Origin of the sequence: Ciceribacter lividus (genome assembly GCF_003337715.1) — a bacterium.
GTDB classification, from domain to species: Bacteria; Pseudomonadota; Alphaproteobacteria; order Rhizobiales; family Rhizobiaceae; genus Allorhizobium; species Allorhizobium lividum.
Map to the genome: position 1 here is coordinate 784961 of NZ_QPIX01000001.1, position 25801 is coordinate 810761.

Annotated in this window: 17 protein-coding genes, 1 tRNA gene and 1 pseudogene; 13 read left to right on the plus strand and 6 right to left on the minus strand. The window is 65.0% G+C overall.

Annotation, left to right across the window (positions count from 1 at the left end; all coding sequences use genetic code 11):
• Positions 1-174: 174 nt before the first annotated feature.
• A complete protein-coding gene (locus DFR48_RS03785) occupies positions 175-2217 on the plus strand; it encodes an acyltransferase family protein (protein WP_170141785.1) in 2043 nt (680 codons plus the stop codon).
• A 286-nt stretch (positions 2218-2503) separates the two neighbouring features.
• On the plus strand, positions 2504-2998 hold the full coding sequence (locus DFR48_RS03790; protein ID WP_210205952.1) for a hypothetical protein: 495 nt from the start codon (positions 2504-2506) through the stop codon (positions 2996-2998).
• Here the strand turns inward: DFR48_RS03790 and DFR48_RS03795 are convergent.
• Complete coding sequence (locus DFR48_RS03795; protein ID WP_147273504.1) at positions 2928-6413, minus strand: glycosyltransferase; 3486 nt, start codon at positions 6411-6413, stop codon at positions 2928-2930. The two genes, DFR48_RS03790 and DFR48_RS03795, sit on opposite strands and share 71 nt — an antisense overlap.
• A 378-nt stretch (positions 6414-6791) precedes the next feature.
• Entirely contained in the window at positions 6792-10262 is a 3471-nt protein-coding gene (locus tag DFR48_RS03800; protein ID WP_147273505.1) for a glycosyltransferase, read from the minus strand.
• A gap of 150 nt (positions 10263-10412) precedes the next feature.
• On the opposite strand from DFR48_RS03800, the gene DFR48_RS03805 reads away from it, so the two are divergent.
• Complete coding sequence (locus tag DFR48_RS03805) at positions 10413-13031, plus strand: DUF3131 domain-containing protein (RefSeq protein ID WP_114361767.1); 2619 nt, start codon at positions 10413-10415, stop codon at positions 13029-13031.
• A 24-nt stretch (positions 13032-13055) separates the two neighbouring features.
• Here DFR48_RS03805 and DFR48_RS03810 read toward each other — a convergent pair.
• Positions 13056-14163, minus strand: a pseudogene (locus tag DFR48_RS03810) (MFS transporter).
• 68 nt (positions 14164-14231) lie between these two features.
• On the opposite strand from DFR48_RS03810, the gene DFR48_RS03815 reads away from it, so the two are divergent.
• Positions 14232-14675, plus strand: a complete 444-nt coding sequence (locus DFR48_RS03815) for a helix-turn-helix domain-containing protein (protein WP_114361768.1) — start codon at positions 14232-14234, stop codon at positions 14673-14675.
• A gap of 34 nt (positions 14676-14709) precedes the next feature.
• On the opposite strand, the gene DFR48_RS03820 is transcribed toward DFR48_RS03815, so the two are convergent.
• Positions 14710-15294, minus strand: coding sequence for a helix-turn-helix domain-containing protein (locus DFR48_RS03820; RefSeq protein WP_114361769.1), 585 nt, complete (start codon positions 15292-15294; stop codon positions 14710-14712).
• A 165-nt stretch (positions 15295-15459) separates the two neighbouring features.
• Here DFR48_RS03820 and DFR48_RS03825 point away from each other — a divergent pair, with 165 nt between their 5' ends.
• Together DFR48_RS03825 and DFR48_RS03830 are read left to right on the plus strand one after the other, a co-directional pair.
• Positions 15460-15945, plus strand: a complete 486-nt coding sequence (locus DFR48_RS03825) for a fasciclin domain-containing protein (RefSeq protein ID WP_114361770.1) — start codon at positions 15460-15462, stop codon at positions 15943-15945.
• A gap of 25 nt (positions 15946-15970) precedes the next feature.
• Positions 15971-16195 (plus strand): DUF378 domain-containing protein, encoded by a 225-nt coding sequence (locus DFR48_RS03830; RefSeq protein ID WP_114361771.1) that lies wholly within the window; start codon positions 15971-15973, stop codon positions 16193-16195.
• A gap of 171 nt (positions 16196-16366) precedes the next feature.
• Here the strand turns inward: DFR48_RS03830 and DFR48_RS03835 are convergent, their stop codons facing one another.
• Together DFR48_RS03835 and DFR48_RS03840 are read right to left on the minus strand one after the other, a co-directional pair.
• Positions 16367-17344, minus strand: coding sequence for a prenyltransferase/squalene oxidase repeat-containing protein (locus DFR48_RS03835; protein WP_210205953.1), 978 nt, complete (start codon positions 17342-17344; stop codon positions 16367-16369).
• A gap of 249 nt (positions 17345-17593) precedes the next feature.
• Positions 17594-17683, minus strand: a tRNA-Ser gene (locus tag DFR48_RS03840).
• A gap of 340 nt (positions 17684-18023) precedes the next feature.
• Here DFR48_RS03840 and DFR48_RS03845 point away from each other — a divergent pair.
• From DFR48_RS03845 to DFR48_RS03875, 7 genes are all read left to right on the plus strand, one after another.
• A complete protein-coding gene (locus tag DFR48_RS03845; protein ID WP_114361772.1) occupies positions 18024-19091 on the plus strand; it encodes a septal ring lytic transglycosylase RlpA family protein in 1068 nt (355 codons plus the stop codon).
• Between the two features lie 145 nt (positions 19092-19236).
• Complete coding sequence (locus tag DFR48_RS03850) at positions 19237-20385, plus strand: D-alanyl-D-alanine carboxypeptidase family protein (RefSeq protein WP_114361854.1); 1149 nt, start codon at positions 19237-19239, stop codon at positions 20383-20385.
• Between the two features lie 104 nt (positions 20386-20489).
• Positions 20490-21173, plus strand: coding sequence for a dTMP kinase (gene tmk / locus DFR48_RS03855; protein ID WP_170141786.1), 684 nt, complete (start codon positions 20490-20492; stop codon positions 21171-21173).
• The gene (locus tag DFR48_RS03860; protein WP_114361774.1) at positions 21170-22195 is read left to right on the plus strand and encodes a DNA polymerase III subunit delta'; all 1026 of its coding nucleotides are present in this window, start codon (positions 21170-21172) and stop codon (positions 22193-22195) included. Before tmk ends, DFR48_RS03860 begins: the two co-directional genes overlap by 4 nt.
• A 106-nt stretch (positions 22196-22301) precedes the next feature.
• Positions 22302-23858: a methionine--tRNA ligase gene (gene metG / locus DFR48_RS03865; protein WP_114361775.1), complete on the plus strand. Its 1557-nt coding sequence runs from the start codon at positions 22302-22304 to the stop codon at positions 23856-23858.
• 4 nt (positions 23859-23862) lie between these two features.
• Entirely contained in the window at positions 23863-24642 is a 780-nt protein-coding gene (locus tag DFR48_RS03870; protein WP_114361776.1) for a TatD family hydrolase, read from the plus strand.
• A gap of 3 nt (positions 24643-24645) precedes the next feature.
• Positions 24646-25473, plus strand: coding sequence for an MBL fold metallo-hydrolase (locus DFR48_RS03875; protein ID WP_114361777.1), 828 nt, complete (start codon positions 24646-24648; stop codon positions 25471-25473).
• The last annotated feature ends 328 nt before the right edge of the window (positions 25474-25801 follow it).

Below are 25801 nucleotides of genomic sequence, written 5' to 3' on the forward strand. Positions count from 1 at the left end.
AGCAGTTCGACTTCATGTCCTGCGACGGATGCGGTGCGAAATCCCCGCGACGGCGCTTCCTTGCCGGATACGGTTCGCGTCCGTTGTCGGCAGCACGCGTTGACAGGCCGCAGGCGCTGCCATAGTTACTTTGCCGTTGCCCGCGCGGGGGAGTGTGGGCGCGGCGGGACAGAGATGAATTACCGGAAAGAGATCGACGGCCTTCGCGCCATCGCGGTGTCGAGCGTCATACTGTATCATGCAGGCATAACGCAGATCAGCGGCGGCTATGCCGGGGTCGACGTCTTCTTCGTCATCTCCGGTTTCCTGATCGGTGGCCAGATCGCATCCGCCAAGGCCGAGGGAAGCTTCAGCTACCGGGACTTCTATGGGAGAAGGGCGCGTCGCATCCTGCCGGCGCTGTTCTTCGTTATCCTCTGTTCGCTGGTGGTCGGCTGGTTCACGATGATGCCGCACACGCTGCGCTACTTCGGTGGTGCCGCGGTGAGCGCGGTGTTCTTCGTCTCCAATCTGTGGTTCTGGAAGCGGATTGACTATTTCAATCCGGAGGCCGCGCACGATCCGCTGGTCCATACGTGGAGCCTTGCGGTCGAGGAACAATTCTACCTCTTCGTCCCGCTGCTCTTTTCGCTCCTGTGGCCGCTCGGGCGGAGACGGCTGACCATCGTACTGGCCGTTGTCGCCATCACCAGTTTCGCCCTTGCTGTATCGACCAACGAAACTCACCCGATGGCGGCGTTCTACCTGATCCATACGCGGGCGTGGGAGCTTCTGGCCGGCGTTCTGGCGGCTCTCTACTACGCCCGGGTCGCAAGGAAGGATGCCTTCGGCGCTCTTATCGGCAATGTCGGGCTAATGCTGTTGCTGGCCGGCGTCGTCCTGACCCCGAGCTATACGGCCTGGCCGGGCTTCTGGACGCTTCTGCCGGTCCTCGGGACCGTAATGGTGCTTCTATTCGGTGAAGCGCCTTCGGTTGCGCGGCGCGTGCTGACGTTGCCGATAGTCACGTGGCTCGGATTGATTTCGTACTCTGCCTATCTGTGGCATCAGCCGATCTTCAGCTTCGCCAAGATGACGAACCATCAGCCACAGAGCCTGGCCGCTGCGCTTGCTCTGACAGCCCTGGTCTTCGCCGTTTCGCACCTCTCCTGGAAGTACGTCGAACTGCCGTTCAGGAACCGAACCGTGCCCGTGCGGCTACAGTTGCGTGCGTTCGGTGTCGCGACAGCCGTAATCGCCGCAACGGCGATCGGAGGCCACTTCACCAAAGGTTATCCCTTCCGCATGCCGGCGGAGGTGCTCGACATCCTTGCCTATTCCGGTTCCTACAGCCAGAGCTTCCGCAAGTGCCTCTACGGCCGTGACGATGTCGAGGGTATCGATCTGGAGCGCGCCTGTATACACGGCGCGAGGGTGGAGCCGACGGTCGCGATATGGGGTGACAGCCATGCTGGGCGGATTGCCGAGCCGCTCGGTGTCCTGCTCGGCAAGTCCGGACTCGCCCTCAAACAATTGACGCTTTCCAGCTGTCAGCCGATTCCCGGTCTTCTCAATCGGGGACAGCAAAAGGCGGTCCGCTGTCCGGAATTCAACGAAAAGGTCCTGGCCTATCTGTCGGGGAAGCCGGGCATCGAGACGGTGGTCCTGTTTGCGACCTGGGACAACTACTTCCAGCGCAGACCGACCCGCAACATGCTGGACCGGCTCGCCCCGGACGAATTCTATTCCTACCCGGTCGACGGCGAACCCACCCAAGGCGATCGGCAAAGGAAGGCGGCGATCGTCGATGCGCTGGCGAAGGCGATCCGCAGCCTGACGTCCGCCGGCAAGACCGTCGTCGTGGTGGGATCTCTGCCGCGGCCCGACATCGACATCCCGTTCTACATCGCGGATCGCGCATGGCGGGGAGAGAATCTGCCCGCAGACGTCGGCTATCCCGTCGGCATCTTCGGGGAGCAGGCAGAGGAGGGGCGCTCCATGCTCCGCGAGGCGGTCGGTGCGGGTGAGAGCGCTCCCGGCAGAGCCTATTTCGTCGATCCGGCTCCGGTCTTCTGCGATTCCGTCCGGTGCCTGGTGATGCAGGGCGGCGTTCCGCTTTTCACCGATGGCAATCATCCGTCTCTACCGGGGGCCGCGCTGACCCTTTCCGCATTCGCTCGCTTCATTCCAGGTGTGGACGGGGATCGAGCGTTCGCGAAGGCGGCTGCGGAACCTTGATGCGCCTGCAATTCCAGCGGGATGCTCGCCGATAGGAACGCTCGCACGCTGCGGCAATACCCAAAATTTTATATGCCTAAAATTTGATCTACAAACACAATGAAGACGTAATCCGAAGTATCCATCCTGCCCCGGCAGGTCTCCTGCTAATTCTCACGGTGGAACTAACATGCGGCAAAAATCTCCTTCTTTCTCGTTTAGGTTGTTTTCAGGAATCGCTCTCGCGGCGTTTCTTGGGGGCGCAAGTATATCTGCGAATCCCGTCTTTGCTCAGGAGGCGGCGCAATTGACAAATGTCAAATTGTCCGTAGCCCAAAGCAAAACGGTCCAGCTGACAGCCTACATCACCGGCTACAGCTACTGGGACAACACACCTCCGGGCTCGGCGGAAATCGCCCGTCCAGTCGTCCATCGCCTCGCCGGCGGCAAGGGCAGCTACAGCGATCCGATCACGCTGGCCGTCGGCCACTCGATCGCCAACGGCCGCCAGACGCTCGACATCCCTGCCGGGACACGGATCTACCTCAAGCGGCTGAAGAAGTATGCGATTGTCGAGGACGTCTGCGGCGACGGTCCACGCCCGCAGAACGGGCCCTGCCACACCGGCCACCGCGGCCATCCGTGGTTCGACATCTATGTCGGCGGCGGCAGCAGCACCGCGAGCAAGGCGCAGTCATGCGCGAACAGGATCACGGCCCTGCAGACCGTCATCATCCATCCAAGGAAGGACCTGCCGGTGGTCGCCGGTGCGTTGACGGAAAGCGGTTGCCGGGTCTTCTGACCGGGCCTGACGTCGGCCGGGGGATGTGGGTCTCGACGCGGACCGCTTCCCCGGTCGTCGACAGCCCGGCCCGGCCTGTCTTGCGCCAACGCATGAGCTGGCCGGTGAGCGCAAGCGCGATCGCGCGGTAGGTCGAGATGCAGAGCAACTGGCGATAGAAGAGCCGTTGCAGCGGCAGCAGGAGAAGCAGGCGCTTGTCTTCTCCCTTCTCGAAACGGAACGCCATCAGCCCGAAGGCGAGGTCCGACAGGATGAAGGCACCGTAGGCAGCCGCGATATAGGGCGAACTCTGCGACCACGGCGTCGAGGGGTCGAAATAGAGCGCGATGGCGTGGTCGACGAGCGTCCAGAGGAAGATGATGTCGACGAGGGGCGCCAGCGCCGTCATCACCACGCCGACGAGCAGGAGGTCAATGATCGAGACGAGGCCGAGGCCCTTCATCTCGGTCACGGCCCCGCGGTGCTTCCAGCCGGTCTGCATCATGCCGAACAGCCAGCGCAGGCGCTGGTGCAGGAAGCGGTCGAGGCCCGCCGGCGCCTTGGTCAATGCGATCGCATCTTCCTCGTAAACGACCCTGTAGCCGGCGCGGATCACCGAGACGGTGAGATCGGCATCCTCGGCGAAGGTCTGGCCGGAATAGTAGCCGGCATCCTCGACGGCCTTGCGGCGCCAGGCGCCGATGGCGCCGGGGACCACGAGCATGCCGTTTATTCTCTCTGCGGCACGGCGGTCCATGTTCTGGGCCGTGATGTATTCGAGCGCCTGCATGCGCGTCAGCAGACGGTCGCGGTTGCTGACCTTGACGTTGCCGGCGACCGCACCGACGGCCGGGTCGCGGAAATGGCGGACGAGCCGGCCGATCGCGTCGGACGCGATCGTGGTGTCGGCGTCGATCGCCACGACGATGTCGGTGTCGACATGCGTGTAGGCATGATTGAGGGCGGCATATTTGCCGTGGTTGCTCTGCCGGATGATCCGGACGCGGGGATCGTCGCCGTATTCCCGCACGAGCCGGCTGCAGGTCTTGTCGGTCGACCCGTCGTCCATGACGATCACCCTGAGATCGTGATAGTCCGACACCAGCACGGAGGCGACGGTGCCGACGATGGTGTCCTCCTCGCAATAGGCGGGGATGAGCACGGTGACCGGCGGGGCATAGTCCGGATCCCGCAGGGGATGGCGGCGACGGAGATGGGAGACGACCGTGACGAAGAGCACGCGGGCCACGCCGGCGACCACCGAAACCCAGAAGAGCGCGTTGATCGCTACGGAAAAGTGGCTCAGGGCGGTGAAGGAAACGGCATCGAAGGTGGTGCCGGGGCCTTCGGCCGGAGGCATGACCTTTTCGGCGGGCAGGCCGAGCATGTCGGCAAGCGTCACGAAGCGATAGCCCTCGGTGCGCAGCGTGTCGACGAGATGGGCCGTCGCTTCGACGGTCGCCTCGCGATTGCCGCCGCCGTCATGCAGCACGATGACGTTGCCTCTGCCGGCCTTCAGGTCGCGCAGGACCGAAGCAACGATTTCATCCGCGGAGATGCGCCGCCAGTCCGGCGGCACAATGTCGGCACCGGCGACGATGTAGCCCTGCTGGTCCAGGAGTTGCATCGGCCCGGCCTCGGCGCCGGTCAACGGCCCCTCGCTACGTCCGTAGGGCGAGCGAAACAGCAGGGTCTGGCGGCCGGTGAGGCTCCCGATCAGCCGCTCGGTGGTGTTGAGCTCCATGCGCGCACGCCAGCCTGAGGCATTCTCGAGCGTCGGGTGGGTGAAGGTGTGGACGCCGATCTCGTGACCATCGTCGACGATCCGGCGGATGATGTCGGGATTGTCGAGCGCCTCCTTGCCGATGACGAAGAAGGTTGCGGGCGCGCCGCGGGCGGCGAGTTCGTCCAGGATCGCAGTGGTGTAGACGCGGTCCGGCCCGTCATCGAAGGTGAGCGCCACCATTCTGGGTTCGCCGGCGCCATAGCGCAGGACCGTGAACGGTTCGGCCGCGCGGGCGTAGTTTTCGGCGACGATGAGGCCGGTCGAGGGATCGACGGTGACGTTGCGGATGCCGGTTTCCGGTGCGCGGACCAGCCTGTGGAAGGCGCCCTTGCCGTCGTAGCCGACGTAATCGCCGATCGGGACTTCCTCGAGCAGGGACTGCACGGACCGGGGCGCCGCGTTGCGGTCGAGCAGGGGCCAGATGCCGGGGTCGGCATCCGTTGACGGCCATACGGCGACGGCGGGCATCGTTGCGCTGCGCGAGAGGGCGATCAGCTGGTTGTGGAAGGAGACCGCATCGAGCATCCAGATGCGGTGGCGGTTGCCGTCGCTGTCGACGAACCGTGTCGTCGGATTGAGCGATACAGGGTCAAGCCGGATACTCCCGCCGTGGAGCGCCGAAAGGCGTGCGGTTTCCGGGAAGGATATGGGCTGCGGCTCGCCGGCATTGCTGACCCAGTCGTAGCCGCCGGTGCCGAGCGCGACGATCAGCTTGTTGGCCGGTACCGTGGCCAGGACGGAGGTCAGGGCGGTCGTCAGCCAGTCCTGAGGCGCCAGCGGCGTCGGCCGCGGGCTCTCGCCCGGATCCTGAAAGGCGAGAACGACGTAGCGGTCGACCACGGCGTCAACTGTCGGTTCGCTCCAGGGAGCCTCTGTGATCGGATTGATGATGCAGGTCTGCTTGCCGGCGGCGGCGAAGGATTGCTTCAGCGACGCGAGCAGGCGCGCCAGGTCGCGATAGGCCGTCCCCGGCACGGATGCGACATCGAGGCAGATGCCGTCATAGCCCTTTGCCCGAACCTCGCGTGCCAGACCTTCGGCGATCCGCGTCGACGTCGTAGGGGAGGCGAGGGCCGCAGCCGTCTTTGCGGGGTCGTTGGCGGTGGAGAGGTCCACGACCGGCAGCAGGGTGAGTGTCGAACGCCGGCGTGCGATGATCTCGACGACTCGTTGCTGGTGGGGGGCGGAGAAGCCGAAGGGGACGAGATCGCCCTCCGGCAGGGCGATCTGGTACCATTCCGGCATCAGGCCGTCCAATGCCGGCAGGTCCTTCTGCAGCGAAAGGTCGCTCCATTCCGGCCAATAGGGGAGATAGCCGAAGACCTGCGACGGGATCGCGGGGCTCATTGGCGACTGCGTGGTCGGGTCTGAGGCCCCAGCCGGAGCGGGCGCGCGAGGAGAGGGAGCATCGATGGGCTGTTGTGCACCGGCACCGTCGTGGACGATGCCGGGTGACGGCAGTTTTCCGAGGAGATAGAGGCTGGCACCGAAGGCTCCGAACCAGAGGGCGAAGAAGACAAGCACAATTGCGGCACCGATCTTGACGATCGTCCCGCGTCTCGATCCGGGATCGTAGAAAATGGGCGCATCTTTTCTGGCCCGGCGTCCGCGCGCGTGACGGACCGCCGGCAGCATGGATCCTGGCTGCACGGTAGGTACTCTCAATTACCCATTAATATCTACTGGTATTTAGTGTATATGCGAAGATAGTGAAATTGACGAATATCAAAGGAATGCATTATTCCTGACTAATTTAGGGTATTTATCGCCGCCGCTCCCTGTGGACGCGGTCTTCCTCTGTAGTTTCTTACGCCCATCCGTACATTTCGTCGCCTCGCCTTTTCGGGTGAAAAACGGGCGATATCGCAAATAACCTCAATGGGTTAGTATCTATGGAAGGGGAGGCGAACGTCTCGTCCCGCGCGCCGGGGGGCGCCGGCGAAGAGGCGGCGGAGGTGACAAGGCTTTCTCGTCAGGCATGCGGGTGGAGAGCGCCGTCACGCGGATCAGGCAGACGGCGCCGGACCTTCAACCACGATTGTCCGGCGTGCGGCGGCGGCCGGATGGCGGTCGATCGCCGGCTTTCGTGGCCGCGACGACGCGCGGCGCGAGGCGTCTGCGCCTGGCCGCGGAGCCAGCGGTGGCCGTGTCGGTCGCCTTGCGCCAGCGCATGAGGCGGCCCGTCAGCGCCAGCGCGATCGCCCGGTATGTCGAGAAGTAGAGCAGTTGCCGGTAGAACACACGCTGCAGGGGAAGCAGCAGGATGAGGCGCTTGTCTTCCTTCGCTTCGAAATAGAAGGGCATGAGCCCGACCATGAGGTCGGACATCGCGAAAATGGTATATGCCGCGATCACATAGAGTGATGCTTCCGACCAGGGTGCCGAAGGGTCGAAATAGAGGGTCACGACGCGGTCGGCGACGACCCAGACGAGTCCGGCATCGATGAGCGGTGCCATGGTGGTCGTCAGCACGCCGAACAGCAGGAGATCGGTAATCGAGATCAGCCCGATGCCCTTCATCTCGAAGACGGCACCACGATGCTTCCAGCCGGTCTGCATCATGCCGAACAGCCAGCGCAGGCGCTGGTGCAGGAAGCGGTCGAGGCTGGTCGGCGCTGCGGTGCGGGCGATCGCGTCCTCCTCGTAGACGACCCTGTAGCCGGCCCGGATGACGGAAACCGTCAGATCGGCATCCTCTGCGAAGGTTTCCGAGGAATAGTAGCCGGCATCCTCTACGGCCTTGCGACGCCAGGCGCCGAGGGCGCCGGGAACGACCAGCATCCCGTTGATGACCTCGGAAGCCCGCCGGTCGACGTTCTGGCTCGTCAGGTATTCGAGCGCCTGCATGCGTGTCAGCAAATGGTCGCGGTTGCGAACCTTGACGTTACCGGCCACCGCCCCGATAGAGGGGTCGCGGAAGTGACGGACGATCTTGCGTATCGCATCCGGCGCGATCTGGGTGTCGGCATCGATCGCCACGACGATATCGGTGTCGACATGCGTGTAGGCATGGTTGAGGGCGGCGTATTTGCCATGATTGGCTTGCCGCGTGATCAGGACGCGTGAATTGCGGCTGTAGGTTTCCAGAAGCCGGACGCAGGTGTCATCGGTCGACCCGTCGTCGATGACGACGACCTTCAGGTCGGGATAGTCCGATGCGAGAACGGCGGCGATGGTGTCGAGGACGGTTTCCTCCTCGCAATAGGCGGGTATGAGCACGGTGACCGGCGGGGCATAGTCCGCGACGCGCAACGGATGGGGGGTGCGAAGCTGGGAGGCGACAATGACGAAGACCGCACGTGTGATGCCAGCGACGATGGATATCCAGAAGAGCCAATAGAACGCCCGGGACTGGTAACGGATGATGTCGAAGGAGATTGCGTCGAACATGGCGTCGGCACGTCGGTCCTGCGGCATGATCACCTCCTCGGGCAGGCCGAGCATGTCGGCGAGCGAGACGAAGCGGTAACCTTCCCGGCGGAGCGTGCTGACAAGGATCGGGATCGCCTTTATGGTCGCTTCCCTGTCGCCTCCGCCGTCGTGCAAGACGATGACATTGCCGCGTCCGGTCTTCAGTTGCCGCAGAACCGAAGCGACGATCTCGTCCGGGGAGATCCGCTGCCAGTCGGGCGGCACGATGTCGGCACCGGTGACGATGTAGCCCTGCTGGTCGAGGAGGCGCATCGGTTCCGCCTCGGCGCCCGTCAGAGGGCCTTCGCTGCGGCCGTAGGGCGAACGGAAGAGCAGCGTCTGGCGCCCGGTGAGGCTCGCGATCAACCGCTCGGTGATGTTGAGCTCGAAGCGTGAGCGCCATTCGGACGATTGCTCGAGCATCGGATGGGAGTAGGTGTGGACGCCGATCTCATAGCCCCTTTCGACGATCCGGCGGACGATGTCGGTGTTTTCCAGCGCCTGCCGGCCGATGACGAAGAACGCGCCCGGCGCATCGAGGGCGGACAGCTCGTTCAGGATCGCATCGGTAAAGCGCGGGTCCGGTCCGTCGTCGAAGCTGAGCGCCACCATTCCCGGCTTGCCGGCGCCGTAACGCAGCACGCTGAAGGGTTCTGCCGCGCGTTCGTAGTTCTCTTCGGTGATGAGGCCCGTGACTGGATCGAGCACGACGTCACGGAGGCCGGTTTCCGGCGCCCGGACCAGTTTGTGGAAAGCGCCCTTGCCGTCGTAGCCGATGTAGCCGGCGAGCGGCACGTTCTTCAGAAGCGACTGAACCGGCTTTCGAGCCGACGGGCCGTCGAGCAGGCGCCAGACGCCCGGGTCGGCATCGGTCAACGGCCAGATGGCGACGGCGGGCATCTGCCCGGAGGCCGAGAGTGCGACCAACTGATTGTGGAACGAGATGGCGTCGAGCAGCCAGATGCGGTGCCGGTTGCCGTCGCGGTCGATGAAGCGGGTCGTGGAATTGAGCGAAACCGGATCCACCCGGATGCCGCTCCTGTAAAGGCCGGCAAGCCGGGAAGCCTCGGGAAAGCTCATCTCTCGCGGAACATTGTCGCCGCTCACCCAGTCGTAGCTGAGATTGCCGAGGGCGATGACGAGCTTTTCCGGCGGAACCTGCGCGGCGACCGAGGCGGCCAGGTCGGTGAACCATGCCTGGGGCGCGAGCGGCACCGGACGGGCGCTGTTGGCGGGCTCGTCGAAGGCGAGCACGACATAGCGATCGACCGACGCTGCAATGGTCGCGTCCGTCCATGGCGTCTGATAGCTTGCGACGACGACGCAGGTCTGGCGATCGATCGCGGCAAAGGACTGCCGGAGCCCTGCGAGCAGCCGTCCGAGATCCTCGTAGGAGGTATCGGGCACGCTTGCGATGTTGAGGCATATCCCGTCATAGGCCCTCGCCGCGACCTCGCGTACAAGCGCCGAGCGGATCTGCTCCACCTTCTCCGGGGAGGCGAGCGCGCGTGCGATCTCGGCGGGATCGAAAAGATCGACGACCGGCAGCAAGGTGAGTGCCCAGCGGCGGGGTGCGACGACATCGGCAATACGCACCTGGTGGGTGGCGGAAAACCCGAGCGGCATGAGTTCACCCGCAGGCAAGGCGATCTGATACCATTCGGGCATCAGGCCATCGAGGGTGGCGAGGTGCTCTTCGAGAGCCTGGTCGCCCCATTCCGACCAGTAGGGCAGATAGCCGTAAACCTCCTCCGGGACGGGCGCCTTCCTCGGGGCAGCGGGGCCTGCGTCCGGGGAGGGCTGCGGCACGCCAACGGCCGCGGGACGGGATCTTGGAGCCGGCGGCGTTCTCTGGTCGGCAAACGCCATCCCGCCGCCGGCGATTTCGGGCGCGGGCAGCTTACCAAGCAGATAGATCCCGAGACCGAAGCTGACGAACCACGCGATGGCGCCGAGCACCAAAAGAGAGCCGACGACCTCGAGGGCGATGCCCCTTCTGGCTGTAGGATCGTAAAATATCGGACTTTGCTTCTTCTTCCGGCGTCCGTTCTTCGAGCCGGGTTCTGGCGGGCTTGGTTTCAATGACAAGGTCAGCACCCGTTCCTGCCGTAAACCTTTCCATTATTCTTACCTGATATTCGAATGTTATGAAACTGATCTGCGTCAAAGACATCCGTGATTTGTGACCAAAACTGGCCATGTCGGCCGTCTCCAATGTGAACCCGAAAGAGGCAATCCATGCGTCTGACCCGCCGTGAAGTCCTACAATCGTTGTGCATAGGTGTCGTCGGGGCGCCTTTTCTTGCCGGCGGGATGGCCCGCGCGCAGGCCTATACGCCTTTCATGCTGGTCCTCGATGGAACTGACGGTGCGCCGGCGCGGGACAAGATGCGCCTCCTTTCCGAGGCGATTATCCGTCGCAACGTGCCGCTCGGTCTTGCGCTGCCGGCGGACGCCGGAGACGAGGCGTTCAGCGCGGCGCTCGCGCTACGGGCGGCCTATGGGGGGATGTTCGAGCCTGTCGTCTTCCTGCCCGGCATGGAGACGGAGCGGGTCTACTTCCAGATGCGCCGCGCCGGCATCGCGCAGGCGCGGCTGGCGGCGCTCGCGACAAGGTCGGAGGACGGCGCGCTGCAGCACGCTGCCTGCGTCACAATGCTCTGCCGGCAGGGCGAGACGGAGGTGCCGACGCTTTCCGGCGTCAGGGCCGGCGGTTTCCGTACCGTTCTGGTGATGCCGAAGGAGGATGCGCCGACCAGCTATTCCGAGACCGAGAACGGCATCATGCATGTGGCGGGCGGACTGCGCCTCGGCTCACTCGCCGAACTCGATGAGCGGCGGGGAAAGATCACCCAGCGCATGGCAAGCGACGAGCCGGCCGTGCTCTACGTCTCGCTCGCCGACATCACCCGCTTCGACGACGATCGCCTCGCCGCGCTGGCGGCCGCACTCGCCGATTTCATCGCGGAGGCGGAGGACGAGGGAAAGATCGCGACGATCCTGCCCTCGGAATTCTACCTGCGTTCGGAGGCCTTTTCGCGCGACATCGCGCTTCATCTCGATCTGGGCTCCGGCGCTGCCCCGACGGATGCCGAGACGGCCTTCGTCAAGGCGCTGACGGCGGCCGGGATCGCGTTTACCCGCTCGGGCGGAGCGGATGTGACCGACGGGGCGGGTTGCCCGATGCTCGGCACGGACCCGCAGATGCCGGACTGGCAGGCGGTGCGGGCCGCGGCGGGCGTCGCCTTCGATCTCGACAAGCCTGAGGGTGAGGCCGCACCCGTGACCTGTGCAGTGACGGCGAAGGAGGGGCCGGATGCGGCGCTGCTGTCGTCGGCCGGGATCACGGTGACCGCCGTGCTTGACGGAGGCGAGGGGAACGGAGGACTGGACGAGAACGGGCTCCTCAACGTGCCGGTCGCTTTCCGGATCGACGGTGGGCTGCGGATCGGCAACGGCCGCGAACTGGCGGAAACGCTGAATACCCGGCTCGGCCACGAGCGCGATGCGCTGGTGATGGTCGGCGGTGCGGCGCTCGCCGAGGGCGGGGCGGGTGAGGTGATCGCCGGCGTCCTGGGCGGCCTTGCAGTCCGCAAGGGTAACCGCGTGACGGGGCTCGGGGCCTTTGGTGCGGCGGTGACCGGCCGCGACCCGATCTTCGGGCGGCTTCAGCGGTCGCAGCAGATGCGCTTTGCCGAGACCAGCGCCGGCGAGGCGGTGATCGACGCTGCCGAGAAGGCGCGGCTCGAGGCGGATGCCGAACTCGCGTGGCGGTACTTCACGCGCCTTTCGGACAAGTGGACCGGCCTTGCGCCAGCGAGCGCCGAAGCCTCCGGCTCGAGCGTCGTTCCCTATCCCTTCGTCACCATGTGGGACATCGCGAGCCAGATATTCGGACTGGTCGCCGCCCACGCGCTCGGGCTTGCGACGGACGATGAATTCGCCGAGGCGGCGGGAAAGATCCTGAAAAGCCTGCCGGCAACGCGCATCGGCAAGCTCCGACTGCCGCAGGCGAACGTGTCGACGAGGCGTGGCGGTGCGGTGGAAAACAGTTACAACGCCTCCGACACCGGCCGGCTGCTGGTGGCCCTGAAGCTGCTCGCAGGCCGGGGATTGGACAAGGACGTCGCCGCCGTGCTGGCCCGCTGGGACCTTGCGGCCACGATCTCGCAGCGCCGGATGCACGACATCGACGACGGCAGGTGGAAGACCTATTTCCGCTCCAATTACGCCCACTACGCCGCCCGCGGCTTCGCGCTCTGGGGCATGGAGGTCGACACACCTTACGCGCCGGAGCCGGAGGATGTCGCGACCGACCGGCGCATGCGCATCCTCGGCAAGGTCGCCGACATCGGCGCGGTCGGGACGGAGCCGCACACGCTGGAGGCGATGGAGTTCGGCGCCTCCGAGGCCGCGCAGGTGATCTCCGACGTCCTCTTTGCCGCCCAGGTCGACGAATATCGCAGGACGGGCCGGTTCGTCTGCGTCTCGGAAAGCTCGATCGACCGCGCGCCCTGGTTCGTCTACCAGGGGCTCGAGGTCGACGCGGAAGAAGACCCGTGGGCGCTGGAGACCATGGTCGACCGGGCGCGCTACGGAACGCCGGAGATGCGCCGGGCGCTCGACGTGGTGAACTGCAAGGGCGCCTATCTCTGGAATGCGGTGCGTCCGCACGCCTATTCGGCCCGCCTCGTCGAACATGTGCGCGAAAGGGGCCGCGTCCCCGGACTCGGATTCGCCTCCGGCATCTATGCCGCGACCGGCCGGCAGACGACGAACTACAGCGACGTCAACACCAACGGCGTCATCCTCGAAGCCATCGCCTATACGCTGAAGGGGCGCACGGCGCTGTTGTGAGGGTGGCGGCCGGGCGGCGCGCCGTCAGGCGGCGGCTGCGGTCCGTCGGGCGAGCCCCACAAGGACGATCGCCGCGATCATCAGGCCACCGGCGGCGAGAAAGGTGAGCCGCATCCCGGCGGCGATGGCCGAAGGTGCGGCATGGGCGAGATCCTCCGTCCCGGTGCCGAGCGCGAAGACAGCGCCCATGACGGCCGCGCCGGCGACGAGCCCGATATTGCGCGACAGGCCAAGCAGCCCGGAGACGGTGCCGCGGCGATCACTCGGCACGCCGGAGAGTGTCGCGACATTGTTGGCGGCCTGGAAGAACTGGTAGCCCGGCGTCAGGACGACGATGGCCAACACATAGCCGCCGAGGCCGATTGCCTCCGGCAGGAGTGCCAGCAGGAAGGCGCCTGCCGTCAGCAGGAGGAGGCCGCTCGCCAGCACCCGGCTGGTGCCCCAGGTGTCGACCAGTCGACCGGAGGGAACCCCGCTGAAGATCGAGATCACCGGACCGACCGACATCACGAGACCGATCAGGGTTTCCTTCAGGCCGAGGCCGCCGCCCAGGTAGAAGGGGCCGACCACCAGGGTCGTCATCATTACGGCGGCGACCGCGAGATTGACGAGGAGATTGGGCACGATGCTCCTGTCGAACGTCATCCATGCGCTCGGCGCCGGCGTCTTGCCACCCGAGTCGGCCGGCAGAACGGCGATGGCGAGGATGAGCGCGAGCCCGGCCGACGCGCGCCGCGCCCGCCGTCTCGCGGATCAGCGCCATGGAAAGGGTCATGAGGAATGCCGCGCCTATGCCCTGAACGGCCCGCGCCGCGATCAGCAGCTGGAGACCCGGTGCGAGACCGCAGACCAGAGAGGCGAGGGCGAAGAGGCAGAGACCGGCGACGAGCATCCGCTTCAGACCATGAACGTCGCCGAGGCGGCCGGCGACGACGACCGCCGCCGTCAGGCCCGCGAGATAGGCGACGACGACCGCCTGAACCGCGCCGAAGGAGGCGGAGAACGCCCCGGCCAGCGCCGGCAGCGCGATGTTGGCGATGCTGGTGCCGAGCGAGGCGAGCAGCATTGCGAGTGCAAGCGTCGTCGCGATCATCCCCGTCCGTTCAGATCGGCCTGTTTCTTCCTGTTTCATCGGCTTTCCCCTTGTGTGATTTGCCATTCAGGAGCAGGCTACGACTTCAAGTCGACTTGAGGTCAAGCATGAAATTTCTGGATATCGGAGAGGTCGCTGCAGCAAGCGGAATGGCGCCCTCGGCGCTGCGCTACTACGAGGAGGTGGGGCTGATCACATCGGTGTCACGGCACGGCCTGCGCCGGCAGTTTCCGCCCGAGGTGCTGCTGCAACTGAAGCTGATTGCCATGGGACGCTCCGCCGGATTCTCGCTCGACGAGATCGCCGGAATGTTCGGCCGCAACGGCCTGCCGGAGGCGCCGCGCGACGTGCTTCATCAGAAGGCCGACGACCTCGACCGGCAGATCCGGGAGCTGACGGCGCTTCGCGACACGTTGCGCCATGTCGCCGACTGCCCGGCACCCTCGCACCTGGAGTGCCCGACCTTCCGGCGGCTCGCGGATGTGGCGGGAAAGCGCGGCCGGCGGCGGGCGGCGTCGAAGGGTGGACAGGCGCGTTCGGGACGCGGGTGAGGGCTCGAGGCATCTACCCTGAATGTGATCCGATCTAGGGGGCCGTCACCACCAGGGCCTTGCAGGCGACGGCGCCTTCGCGCCGGTAGCTGTGGGGCACGCTGGAATCGAAATACATCGCGTCGCCGGCATGGAGCACGTTTTCCTCCCCGTCGACGTCGACCGCGAGGCGGCCGCTCAGCACGTAGATGAATTCCGCGCTGCCGTGCCGGTGCGGCTCCGACGGTGGCGCATCGGCGGGGAATTCTGCATAGAACGCCTCCATCCGTCGGTCCGCGACCGGATAGTCCAGGCTTTCGAACAGCCAGGCGGGCGGCCCGTCGCTTGCCGGCACCGGGAGCCTGATCCGTTCTCCCTTGCGCACCACCGCGACCAGAGGCCTGTCCTTGTCCGGCGCGAAGAAGTGATCGAGGCCGACGCCGAAGACCATCGCGATGCGGACCAGGGTCGGCAGGGTCGGGAAGAGCTGGCCACGCTCGATCTTCGACAGCATGGCGGGGGACAGCCCCGTATGGGCGCCGAGCTGCACCAGGCCGAGCTTCTTTTTCAGTCGCAGCGCCCTGATGCGGGGGCCGATCGCATAGCGCTGAAGTTCGTTGGTCAGGGTCTCGGACAGCACGTCTGCAAACCTTGTTTTCGTGTCGTGAATGCCTTTGTAGCGAATTTTTCAGCTTATGAAACTCTGCTTAATTATCACGAATATGTTATTGGCATGAAAAGGAATTGTCACCAGATGATAATTCGTGCCCTGCCAAGCGGGCATGTCATCGAGAGGAACAATGCCATGAAACTGAAGACAGCCATTCTTGCCGCAACGATCGGTCTTGCGGGTCTCCAGGGCGCCGCAGCCGCCGAAAAGGACATCGTCGACACGGCCGTCGAAGCGGGTCAGTTCAAGACGCTCGCCGCAGCGCTCGACGCCGCCGGCCTTGTGACGACCCTGAAGGGCGCCGGTCCCTTCACGGTCTTTGCGCCGACCGACGAGGCATTCGCCAAGCTGCCGGCCGGCACCGTCGAGGGCCTCCTGAAACCCGAGAACAAGCAGAAGCTCACCGAAATCCTGACCTACCACGTCGTCCCCGGCAAGGTGATGGCCGCGGACGTCGCGGGGCTCGACGAGGCGAAGACGGTGAACGGCAAGGCGATCGACATCACGGTCGACGGCCAGTCGGTCAAGGTGAACGACGCCAGCGTCATCAAGACGGACATCGCCGCCTCGAACGGCGTCATCCATGTCATCGACAAGGTGATCATGCCGCCCGAAGGCTGATCCAACCCAAACGAGGAGAACTGACATGACCTTCATGAACGTGCTGACACTCGCCCTCGTCATCGTGGGCGGGCTCAACTGGGGGCTGGTGGGCCTCTTCGGCTTCGATCTCGTCGCCGCGATCTTCGGCGCGGGCTCGCTGCTTGCCAGAGCCGTCTACGTGCTGGTGGGACTGTCCGCCGCCTGGCAGATCATGCCGCTGACGTCTGCCCTGGGCTCTCGCGAACTCGCCGCAGAGCGCAAGCGCTAGCCCTTTGGAGGGGGCGGCCGGTCCGGTCCGCCGGCCTGCTCCCTCCGTTTTCCATGCTCATGGAGGTGTCCTCTTTGGGTACACTTTCTGGGAAGGGCGCTGGTGAACACCACAGGTGTGGCGTCCTTGCCGCGCTAGGTGCGGTCGGCGTGGGGGGCGACTGAACGGCGCTTATCGTTCGAGATTGGCGACGATCTCGGCATAGCGGTGCGTCGCCCGGGAGTTGGGTATGCCTGTCCGACAGAGCGACAGCACGTCCAGCGCCGGTTTCCCGTGTTCGACGACCACCTTCCCATCCACCAGCTTTCCTTGCAGGGCGGCGAGAGCCGCGCGGAATGCCTCGTGCCGGCGCGCGCGCGGATAGAACGACAGCACATAGACATAGAAGAAGAGGTTGTAGCGAAACATCGGGAACTCGACCTTCATGAACCGGGATCCGATCCCGTAACGGCAGGGCCCGAGGGGGCGGCGCACCGACCAGTGGTCGAGCAGGGTGTCTACGGCCCGTTCGGCTTCGGGGGAGGTGACCAGCGGCGTCCGGAACCGCAGGACGTCCAGTGCCGCGAGTGTCGTTCCGGGGTTCGAGGCATCGGTGTCCGGGCCGGCCCCGAACTTCAGCACCTTGCAGCGCCAGCCCCCGTCCGCCGCCTGGTTGGACAGAAGATGCTCGACGGTCGGTGAGAGGCGTGCATCCTCCGCCAAGCCCAGACGGCACAGCAGCCGCGCCGCTTCGGCTGTATGACAGGGCTGCACGGTGAGATGCGGCCCGGGCCGGATCCGGCCATCCTCGGTCTGACAAGCAAGAAGCGTCTGCGCGATCCCCCGGGCGACGGGGTCCGAGGGATCGAGTCCGAGTTCGGTCAGCATCAGGCCGCAAGCCAGCGTCGAGAAGGGAGTCCCGACATTCCAGCGGCCATCCGCCGTCGCCCAGAGATCACCTCCGTTGGCATGCCGCTGAGCGAGCAGCTTGGCCACGTCGTCGGACACTGCCGCGCCGTCGTTCGCGGCACTCTGATCGCTGCTGTTCTCCGTCCGCGGTCGCCTTGCCATGTTGCAGAGGGTAAAGCCGGCCAGTCGCCTTGCATAGATGCTTTCCGGCGCTTGCGCACGACAATCGCCACCACCGAACGCGCCAATCGGCCAGCGCATCCAACGGCTGCAGGACGCAGGGGGGCGAAGCTTTGGCGGGGTTGAAACTCAGACCATTGGAAAGAAGAGGAAAAATCCGACCGAACCGAAACGGGTGAGGTTCGCCCGAATAGAGACAGAGGGCCGTCCAGAACCCGGAACGGGCCTCGCGCGCAGTCTCAGGGGGGGCGGATGGGTCTCGAAAAGCCCTTCGAAACACGACAATTCCGCGCCGCAATGGGCGCCTGTCCGTGTACGCAAGAAGGATGATGGCGGATGGGGTGGGATTCGAACCCACGGTAGGCTCTCACCTACGCCGGTTTTCAAGACCGGTGCCTTAAACCGCTCGGCCACCCATCCAGCGAGTGCGTTATGCGCAATGGCGCGAAACTTGGCAAGAGTGTTCGCCGATGGCGGGGCGAAATTCACCTCGGGCGGGCAGGGCCAAATGTTGCGTAACGTCAAATGCCTTCAGCAAGGGGATGCGACAAGCGAAAGCGGTACCCTTGTCGGTATAATTTACCGCCTGTTAACCAATACTCTTGCATCATAAAGGAAACTTGCGACAGTTTGCGCCCCTCTGCCATGTTGTCGACAGGTTTATCTTTCTGATATAGCCAAAGTGACCGGGAAGAGGGGCCTTGTTTCCTGGTCGCGTGGCAGGGCTGTTTACCGCAGCGTGAGCGAACAAGTGGGGCGTATGGGTTTCGATCGCGGTGGAGCTGTGAGGAGCGGTGCAAGGTGGTTCGCCTTGTCGGTCCTTTGCGTGGGTGTGGCATCGTGCGCGAGCACCGAGGGCAAGAAGAAGACCCGCCACGGCAAGGAATACTTTTCCGAATCCGAATACGGTGTGAAGGCGAGCCCGCGCGTCGCCTATGGCGGCAATATCCCGAAGGGCGGTGGACGCTATCTCGTCGGCAACCCTTACGTCGTCAAGGGCAAGGTCTACGTACCCAAGGAAAACCCGAATTACGACAAGGTGGGCATCGCCTCCTGGTATGGCTCGGCCTTCCATGGCCGCAAGACCGCCAACGGCGAGGTCTACGACCAGTTCTATCTTTCCGCCGCCCATCCGACGCTGCCGCTGCCGAGCTATGCGCGGGTGACGAATGTCGAGAACGGCAATTCGGTGATCGTGCGCGTCAACGACCGCGGACCGTTCCATTCCAATCGCATCATCGACCTTTCGAACAAGACGGCCGATCTCCTTGACATGACGCATAGCGGCACCGGCAAGGTGCGCGTGCAGTATGTCGGCCCCGCCCGCATGGACGGGCACGACATGCCCTACCTGATGGCCTCCTACATCAAGAAGGGCGACCGCTTCCCGCTGGTCGATCCCGTCGGCCAGATCGCGAGCGGCGTGATGGTCGCCTCGGCCGATCCGGCGGCTGTTCCGTTGCCCGCCCCCTCTCCGGTGGCGATAGCGGAGGCGCCGGCACCGGCCATCCAGACGAGTCTTGCAGGGCCGACACCTTCGGAAGCCTTCGGCGGCCAGCAGATCATGCCGGCGGCGCTCGATTCCTTCACCGGCTTCGTGCTGCTGCCGGACATCGGCCCTATGCCCTATGACCGACCGCAGCCCGGCCTCGGCGACGGAGCGAGCTATGCATCGGCCTATGCCGAGGAGCCGACCGTCACCGTGCGTCTTGCCTTCGACGCGGTTATGGTGCGCAATGATGGCCTGACCGAGGGCGCGATTCTGGCCTCGGCCCGGCGCGCGGCGGCAGGGAAGGCCTCTTCCGGCGGCGCCAAGCCGGCGCGGTGACGTTCGGGCTGCGACTGGCGGTCCGCCCGGGAAGAGGAAAGCGGGCCGAAGGCAGACGATGACGGGAAACAGCCTCGCAAGACCCATCGGGCATCGTCCGGCACGGCAATTTGCCGATGCGCCCGTCATTCGCCGTCTCGCGGCCATGTTCGCGGTTCTTTTCCTCGTCCTCGTGAGCGGCCTGCCGGCGACCGCGCAGCAGAAGGCTGCCCCCGCCTTCGAGACCAAGGCGGCGCAAGCCTATCTGATCGAGGCCTCGACCGGCACCATCCTGCTTTCGAAGAACCCGACGAAGGCGCTCGCGCCCGCATCGCTCGCCAAGATGATGACGCTCGAAGTGGTGTTCGACGCGCTGAAGCGCGGCGAGGTGAGCCTCGACACGATCTACAAGGTTTCCGAGCATGCCTGGCGGACCGGCGGGGCGCCGTCGCGCACCTCGACGATGTTCGCCGCGCTCAATTCGCTGGTGCGGGTCGAGGACCTGCTGAAGGGCGTCGCGGTGCAGATGGCGAACGACGGCTGCATCGTGCTCGCCGAGGGGATGGCCGGCAGCGAGGAAAAGTTCGCCGAACGCATGAATGCGCGCGCGGCCGCAATCGGGCTCACCGACACGCATTTTGCCAACCCGACGGGGCTTCCCGATCCCGCCAACCGCACGTCGGTCAAGGACATGGTGACGCTCGCGCGGTACCTCAAGACGGCCTATCCGGATTACTACCGGCTGCTGTCGCTGCCGGATTTCGAGTGGAACAAGATCTACCAGCGCAACCGCAATCCGATGCTGGCGGCCGGCATCGGCGCCGACGGGCTCGCCACCGGCTTTGCCGAGGGGGAGGGGTTCTCGATCCTCACCTCCGCGGAGCAGAACGGCCGACGGCTTTTCCTCGTGATGGGCGGGCTTGCGACCGACAAGGACCGGCGCGAGGAGGCGGTCAGGCTCCTCAAATGGGGTTTCGAGAATTTCGAGATGCGCACGCTCTTCAAGGCAGGCGAAACGATCGGGCAGGCGAGCGTCTATGGCGGCGATCGCGGCAAGGTCGACCTCGTCGCGGCAGCGCCGGTCGAGATCTACGTTCCGGTGACGAACCCGGAGCGGCTTTCGGCACGGATCGTCTATCGCTGGCCGCTCGACGCACCCGTGTCGCAGGGACAGGATGTGGGGACGCTCAGAATCACCGCCGGCGACAGGCTGCTGCGCGAGGTGCCGCTGAAGACCGCGGCGGCGGTCGGGCCGGGTACGCTGCGGCAAAAGGCGACGGACGCGCTGATCGAACTCCTGTTCTTCTGGCTGTAGAGCGCTTCCGGCTCCGATACGGCTTGCCGAGGTTTCGCGGCACGGGCATATGGGGTAGAAACGGAAGCGGCCGGCACGTGCGCCGGGATGACGGGAAGCAGAGATTGGCGACGGGACGGGGATTGTTCGTAACTTTCGAAGGCGGCGAGGGGGCCGGCAAATCGACGCAGATTCGCCGGCTTGCCGAGGCGTTGAAGGCCCGCGGCCTCGAAGTGCTGGTCACCCGCGAGCCCGGCGGTTCGCCGGGCGCCGAGGCGCTGCGGCACGTGCTCTTGTCGGGCGCGGCGGAGGATTTCGGTGTGCGCATGGAGGCGCTGCTCTTCGCCGCCGCACGCAACGACCATGTCGAAACGGTGATCCGCCCGGCGCTCGAAAGGGGCGCGGTGGTGCTCTGCGACCGCTTCATGGATTCCTCGCGCGTCTACCAGGGTGTCACCGGCAATCTTGAATCGGAATTCATCGATACGCTCGAGCGGGTGGCGGTGGACGGCGTGGTGCCGGATCTCACGCTCATCCTCGACCTGCCGGCCGAGCGCGGGCTCGAACGGGCGCGCGGCAGGGCCGAACCGGGCGCGAACGGTGCGCCGGACCGGTTCGAAAAGGAGGAACTGGAGACGCACGAGAAGCGGCGCCAGGGCTTTCTCGACATCGCGGCCGCCGATCCGAAACGCTGTCGGGTGGTCGATGCCGGCCGGCCCGTCGAGGCGATCGCCGCCGAGATACTCGCACTGGTCGAGCCGCTGGCGCTCGACCTGCGAAGGACGGAAAGACCGGTGACGGCCGAATGAGCGACGAACGCCAGGGACTTCTCGACGGCGCGGCACCGCCGCTCGGCACGGCCAAGCTTTTCGGCCACGAGGCGGCGGAACGCTTCCTCGCCGAAAGCTATCGTTCCGGCAAGGGCCACCATGCGATCCTGATCGAGGGACCGGAAGGGATCGGCAAGGCGACGCTCGCCTTCCGCTTCGCCGCGCATGTGCTTTCGCATCCGGAGCCGTCGCAGGCGCCGGCCGTGCTTGCCGATCCCGATCCGGCCTCGGCGCTGGTGCGCCAGCTTGCCTCGGGTGCGAGCCACAACCTGCTCCATCTCACCCGCCCCGTCGACGAAAAGACCGGCAAGGTGCGCAGCGCCATCACCATCGACGAGGTGCGCAAGGCCGGCCACTTCTTTTCGCAGACATCGGGGACGGGGAACTGGCGGATCGTCATCATCGACCCGGCCGACGACCTCAACCGCAACGCCGCGAACGCGATCCTGAAAATCCTCGAGGAGCCGCCGAAACGGGCGATGTTCCTGGTGCTGAGCCACGCGCCGGGCAAGCTTTTGCCCACCATCCGCTCGCGCTGCCTGCCGCTGAAGCTCGAACCGCTTGACGCGGCGAACATGGAACGGGCGCTCGGACAGCTCGGGGTGACGCTTGCCGGCGGGCAGCGGGAGACGGTGCTCGCGCTCGCCAAGGGCAGCGTCGCGCGGGCGCTGAAGGTCATCAATTACGGCGGCCTCGACATCATCGCCGCCTTCGACGAACTGCTGGCGGCACAGGGGCCGGCGGCGCGCAAGATCATGCACCGGATCGCCGACGCGCTGAGCGCCAAGGACAGCGACGTCGCCTTCGGCTTCTTCGTCGAGCACCTCGGCGACCATCTTCACGAACAGGCGAGGGCGGCGGCCCTTTCCGGGGCGATCGGCGAGGCCGACCATTTTGCGCGGCTTTCCTCCTCCGTCACGGAGCGGCTCGCCGTCAGCGCCGCCTACAATCTCGACCGCAAGCAGACCATCCTCGACATCCTCGACGAGATCACCCGGTAGGTTCGCCGTTCAACATCTCGCAAGAGCGAAACTTGTTGTTTCGCATGGCGATGACATGCGCTAGAGCAGGACGGCAAAAAGAACGCAGTCCGCAACAGGGCCGATCATGAAAGACACATTCTACATCACTACCGCCATTTCCTATCCGAACGGCAAGCCGCATATCGGCCATGCCTACGAACTGATCGCCACCGACGCGATGGCGCGGTTCCAGCGGCTCGACGGGCGGGACGTGTTCTTTCTGACCGGCACCGACGAACACGGACAGAAGATGCAGCAGACGGCACGCGCCGAAGGCATCACCCCGGAAACGCTCGCCGAGCGCAATTCGAACGAATTCCGCGCCATGGGCAAGCTGCTCAACGCCTCGAACGACGACTTCATCCGCACGACCGAGAAGCGCCACCACGAGACGGTTCAGGAAGTCTGGCGGCGCATGGCCGCGAACGGCGACATCTACAAGGACAGCTATGCCGGCTGGTACTCGGTGCGGGACGAGGCCTATTACCAGGAAGAAGAGACCGAAGTGCGCGCCGACGGCGTGCGCTACGGGCCGCAGGGCACGCCGGTCGAATGGGTGGAGGAGGAGAGCTATTTCTTCCGCCTCTCCGCCTATGCCGAGCCGCTGCTCCGGCACTACGAGGAGAACCCGGACTTCATCGGCCCGGCGGAGCGTCGCAACGAGGTGATTTCCTTCGTAAAATCCGGCCTGAAGGACCTCTCGATCTCGCGCACGACCTTCGACTGGGGCATCAAGGTGCCGGATGATCCGAAGCACGTGATGTATGTCTGGGTCGACGCGCTCACCAACTACATCACCGCCACAGGCTATGTCGAAGACGTGAACGGGCCGCGGGCGAAATACTGGCCGGCGGACATCCATGTCATCGGCAAGGACATCATCCGTTTCCACGCCGTCTACTGGCCGGCTTTCCTGATGTCGGCCAAGCTGCCGCTGCCGAAGCGGGTCTATGCCCACGGCTTCCTGCTCAACAAGGGCGAGAAGATGTCGAAGTCGCTGGGCAACGTCGTCGATCCGGTCAACCTGGTGAACCATTTCGGCCTTGATCAGGTGCGCTACTTCTTCCTGCGCGAAGTCTCCTTCGGCCACGACGGCAGCTATTCAGAAGAGGCGATCGCGACCCGCATCAATGCCGATCTGGCGAACGGCATCGGCAACCTCGCCAGCCGCTCGCTGTCGATGATCGTCAAGAACTGCGATGGCAAGATCCCCGAATGCGGCGAACTCACCGATGCGGACAGGGAAATGCTCGCTTCGGCCGACGGGCTGATCGAGATCTGCCGCGAGGAGATGAACCGCCAGGCGATCCACAAGGCGGTGACGGCGATCATCGCCGTCGTCTCCGAGGCCGACCGCTATTTCGCCGGTCAGGAGCCCTGGGCGCTCAAGAAGACCGATCCCAAGCGCATGGCGACCGTGCTCTACGTGACGGCGGAAGTCGTCCGGCAGATCGCGATCCTCCTGCAGCCGATCGTGCCGGACTCGGCCGCAAAGCTGCTCGATCTCGTCGCCGTTCCGCAGGATGCGCGCGATTTCGCCCGCCTCGGCGCGGCCGGCCGGCTTGCCGCCGGCACGCCGCTCGAGGCACCGAAGCCGGTCTTCCCGCGTTATGTCGCGCCGGAAGAGACAGCAAAGGCCTGACGGAATGCTGATCGACACCCATTGCCATCTCGACTTCCCCGATTTCGACGAGGAGCGCGACGCGCTCGTCGCGCGCGCGCACGCCGCAGGCGTCGGCCGGATGGTGACGATCTCGACCAGGGTGCGCAAGCTCGACACCCTGCTTGCGATCACCGACCGTCATCCTTCCGTCTTCTGTTCGGTCGGCACGCATCCGAACAATGCGAACGAGGAACTCGACGTGACGGCCGATGACCTCGTGCGGCTTGCCGAGCATCCGAAGGTCGTCGCGATCGGCGAATGCGGGCTCGACTATTTCTACGACACGCAGACGCCGGAAGACCAGAAGACCGGTTTCCTGTGTCACATCGAGGCGGCGCGGCGCACGCAATTGCCGCTCATCATCCATAGCCGCAGCGCCGACGAGGACATGGCGGCGATCCTGACGCAGGAAACGGGGAAGGGGGCCTTCCCCTTCATCCTCCACTGCTTTTCCTCCGGCGAAGCGCTGGCGCGGACCGGCGTCGAGCTCGGCGGCTATGTCTCGTTCTCCGGCATCCTGACCTTCCCGAAGTCGACGGAACTGCGCGAGATTGCGAAAGATGTGCCGCTCGACCGGCTGCTGGTCGAGACCGACGCGCCGTATCTCGCGCCGAAGCCCTGGCGGGGCAAGCGCAACGAGCCGTCCTACGTGGTCAACACGGCGGAGGTGCTCGCCGAAACCAAGGGCGTGAGCTTCGAGGAGATTGCCCGCATCACCACCGAGAACGCACTGCGCGTCTTCTCGAAGATGCCGGGGCTCTGACCGATGACGTTCCTCCGGCGCTTCACCATCTTGGGCTGCGCGTCCTCGCCGGGCGTGCCGCGGATCAACGGCGACTGGGGGGCCTGCGACCCGGCGAACCCGCGCAACCGGCGGACCCGTGCGGCCTTCATGGTGCAGCAGATCGCGCCGGACGGCGGAATGACGACGGTGGTCGTCGACACCGGTCCTGATTTTCGCGCGCAGATGATTGCCGCCGGCGTCCAGCACATCGACGGTGTCATCTACACCCACGGCCATGCCGACCATCTGCATGGCATCGACGACCTGCGTGGCTACTTCATCGACCGCAGTCGGCGCATCCCGATCTATGCCGACCCCGAGACGATGGCGCGCATCCGCCAGGGTTTCGGCTATTGCCTCGAAACGCCGGTCGGCAGCAACTATCCGCCGATCGTCGAGCCGCGGCTGATCGAGGATATCGAAAGACCGGTCGAGATCACCGGCAAGGGTGGCACGATCCGCTTTCAGCCGCTCGTGCAGCGCCACGGCGACATTCCTTCGCTGGGTCTCAGGATCGGCGACATTGCCTATTGCTGCGACGTCAGCGACTTTCCCGAGGAGACGGTCGCGAAGCTCCAGGGGCTCGACGTGCTGGTGATCGACGCGCTGCAATACCGCCATCATCCGAGCCATCTGTCGCTCGAACAGGCGCTCGGCTGGATCGAGCGGCTTAAGCCGAAGCGCTCGATCCTGACCCATATGCATGTGCCGCTCGATTACGAAAACGTGATGGGCGAAACGCCGCCGCATGTCGAGCCGGCCTACGACCAGATGGTTTTCGAGGCGGAGATCGCCGCGGACGCGGTGTGAGGATTTGTTTTCACACCGTGTGAAACGTCTTGCATATAGCATTGAATATTCGACGTTTTCTCTGACGCAGGCATCATTGTTCGCCGACGGAAACTCGAATGACCCGGGTCATACTCGTAGCCATTGATCATCGCAGGGCTGGTGCCGATGAAGTCTCGACGTTCAGGCCTTTCGCGGCTATCCGGCATATCTCGTAGTTCCATAATCTACCTTATGCGATTTTCGAACAGCGTTGGGGCAGATTCCATTTTCAAATGCAACGAAGAGAATAATGGTCGTAGTTTCAGGAGGATGGAATGGCCCGCTCTTTTGTGCAGTTGAGTATGGA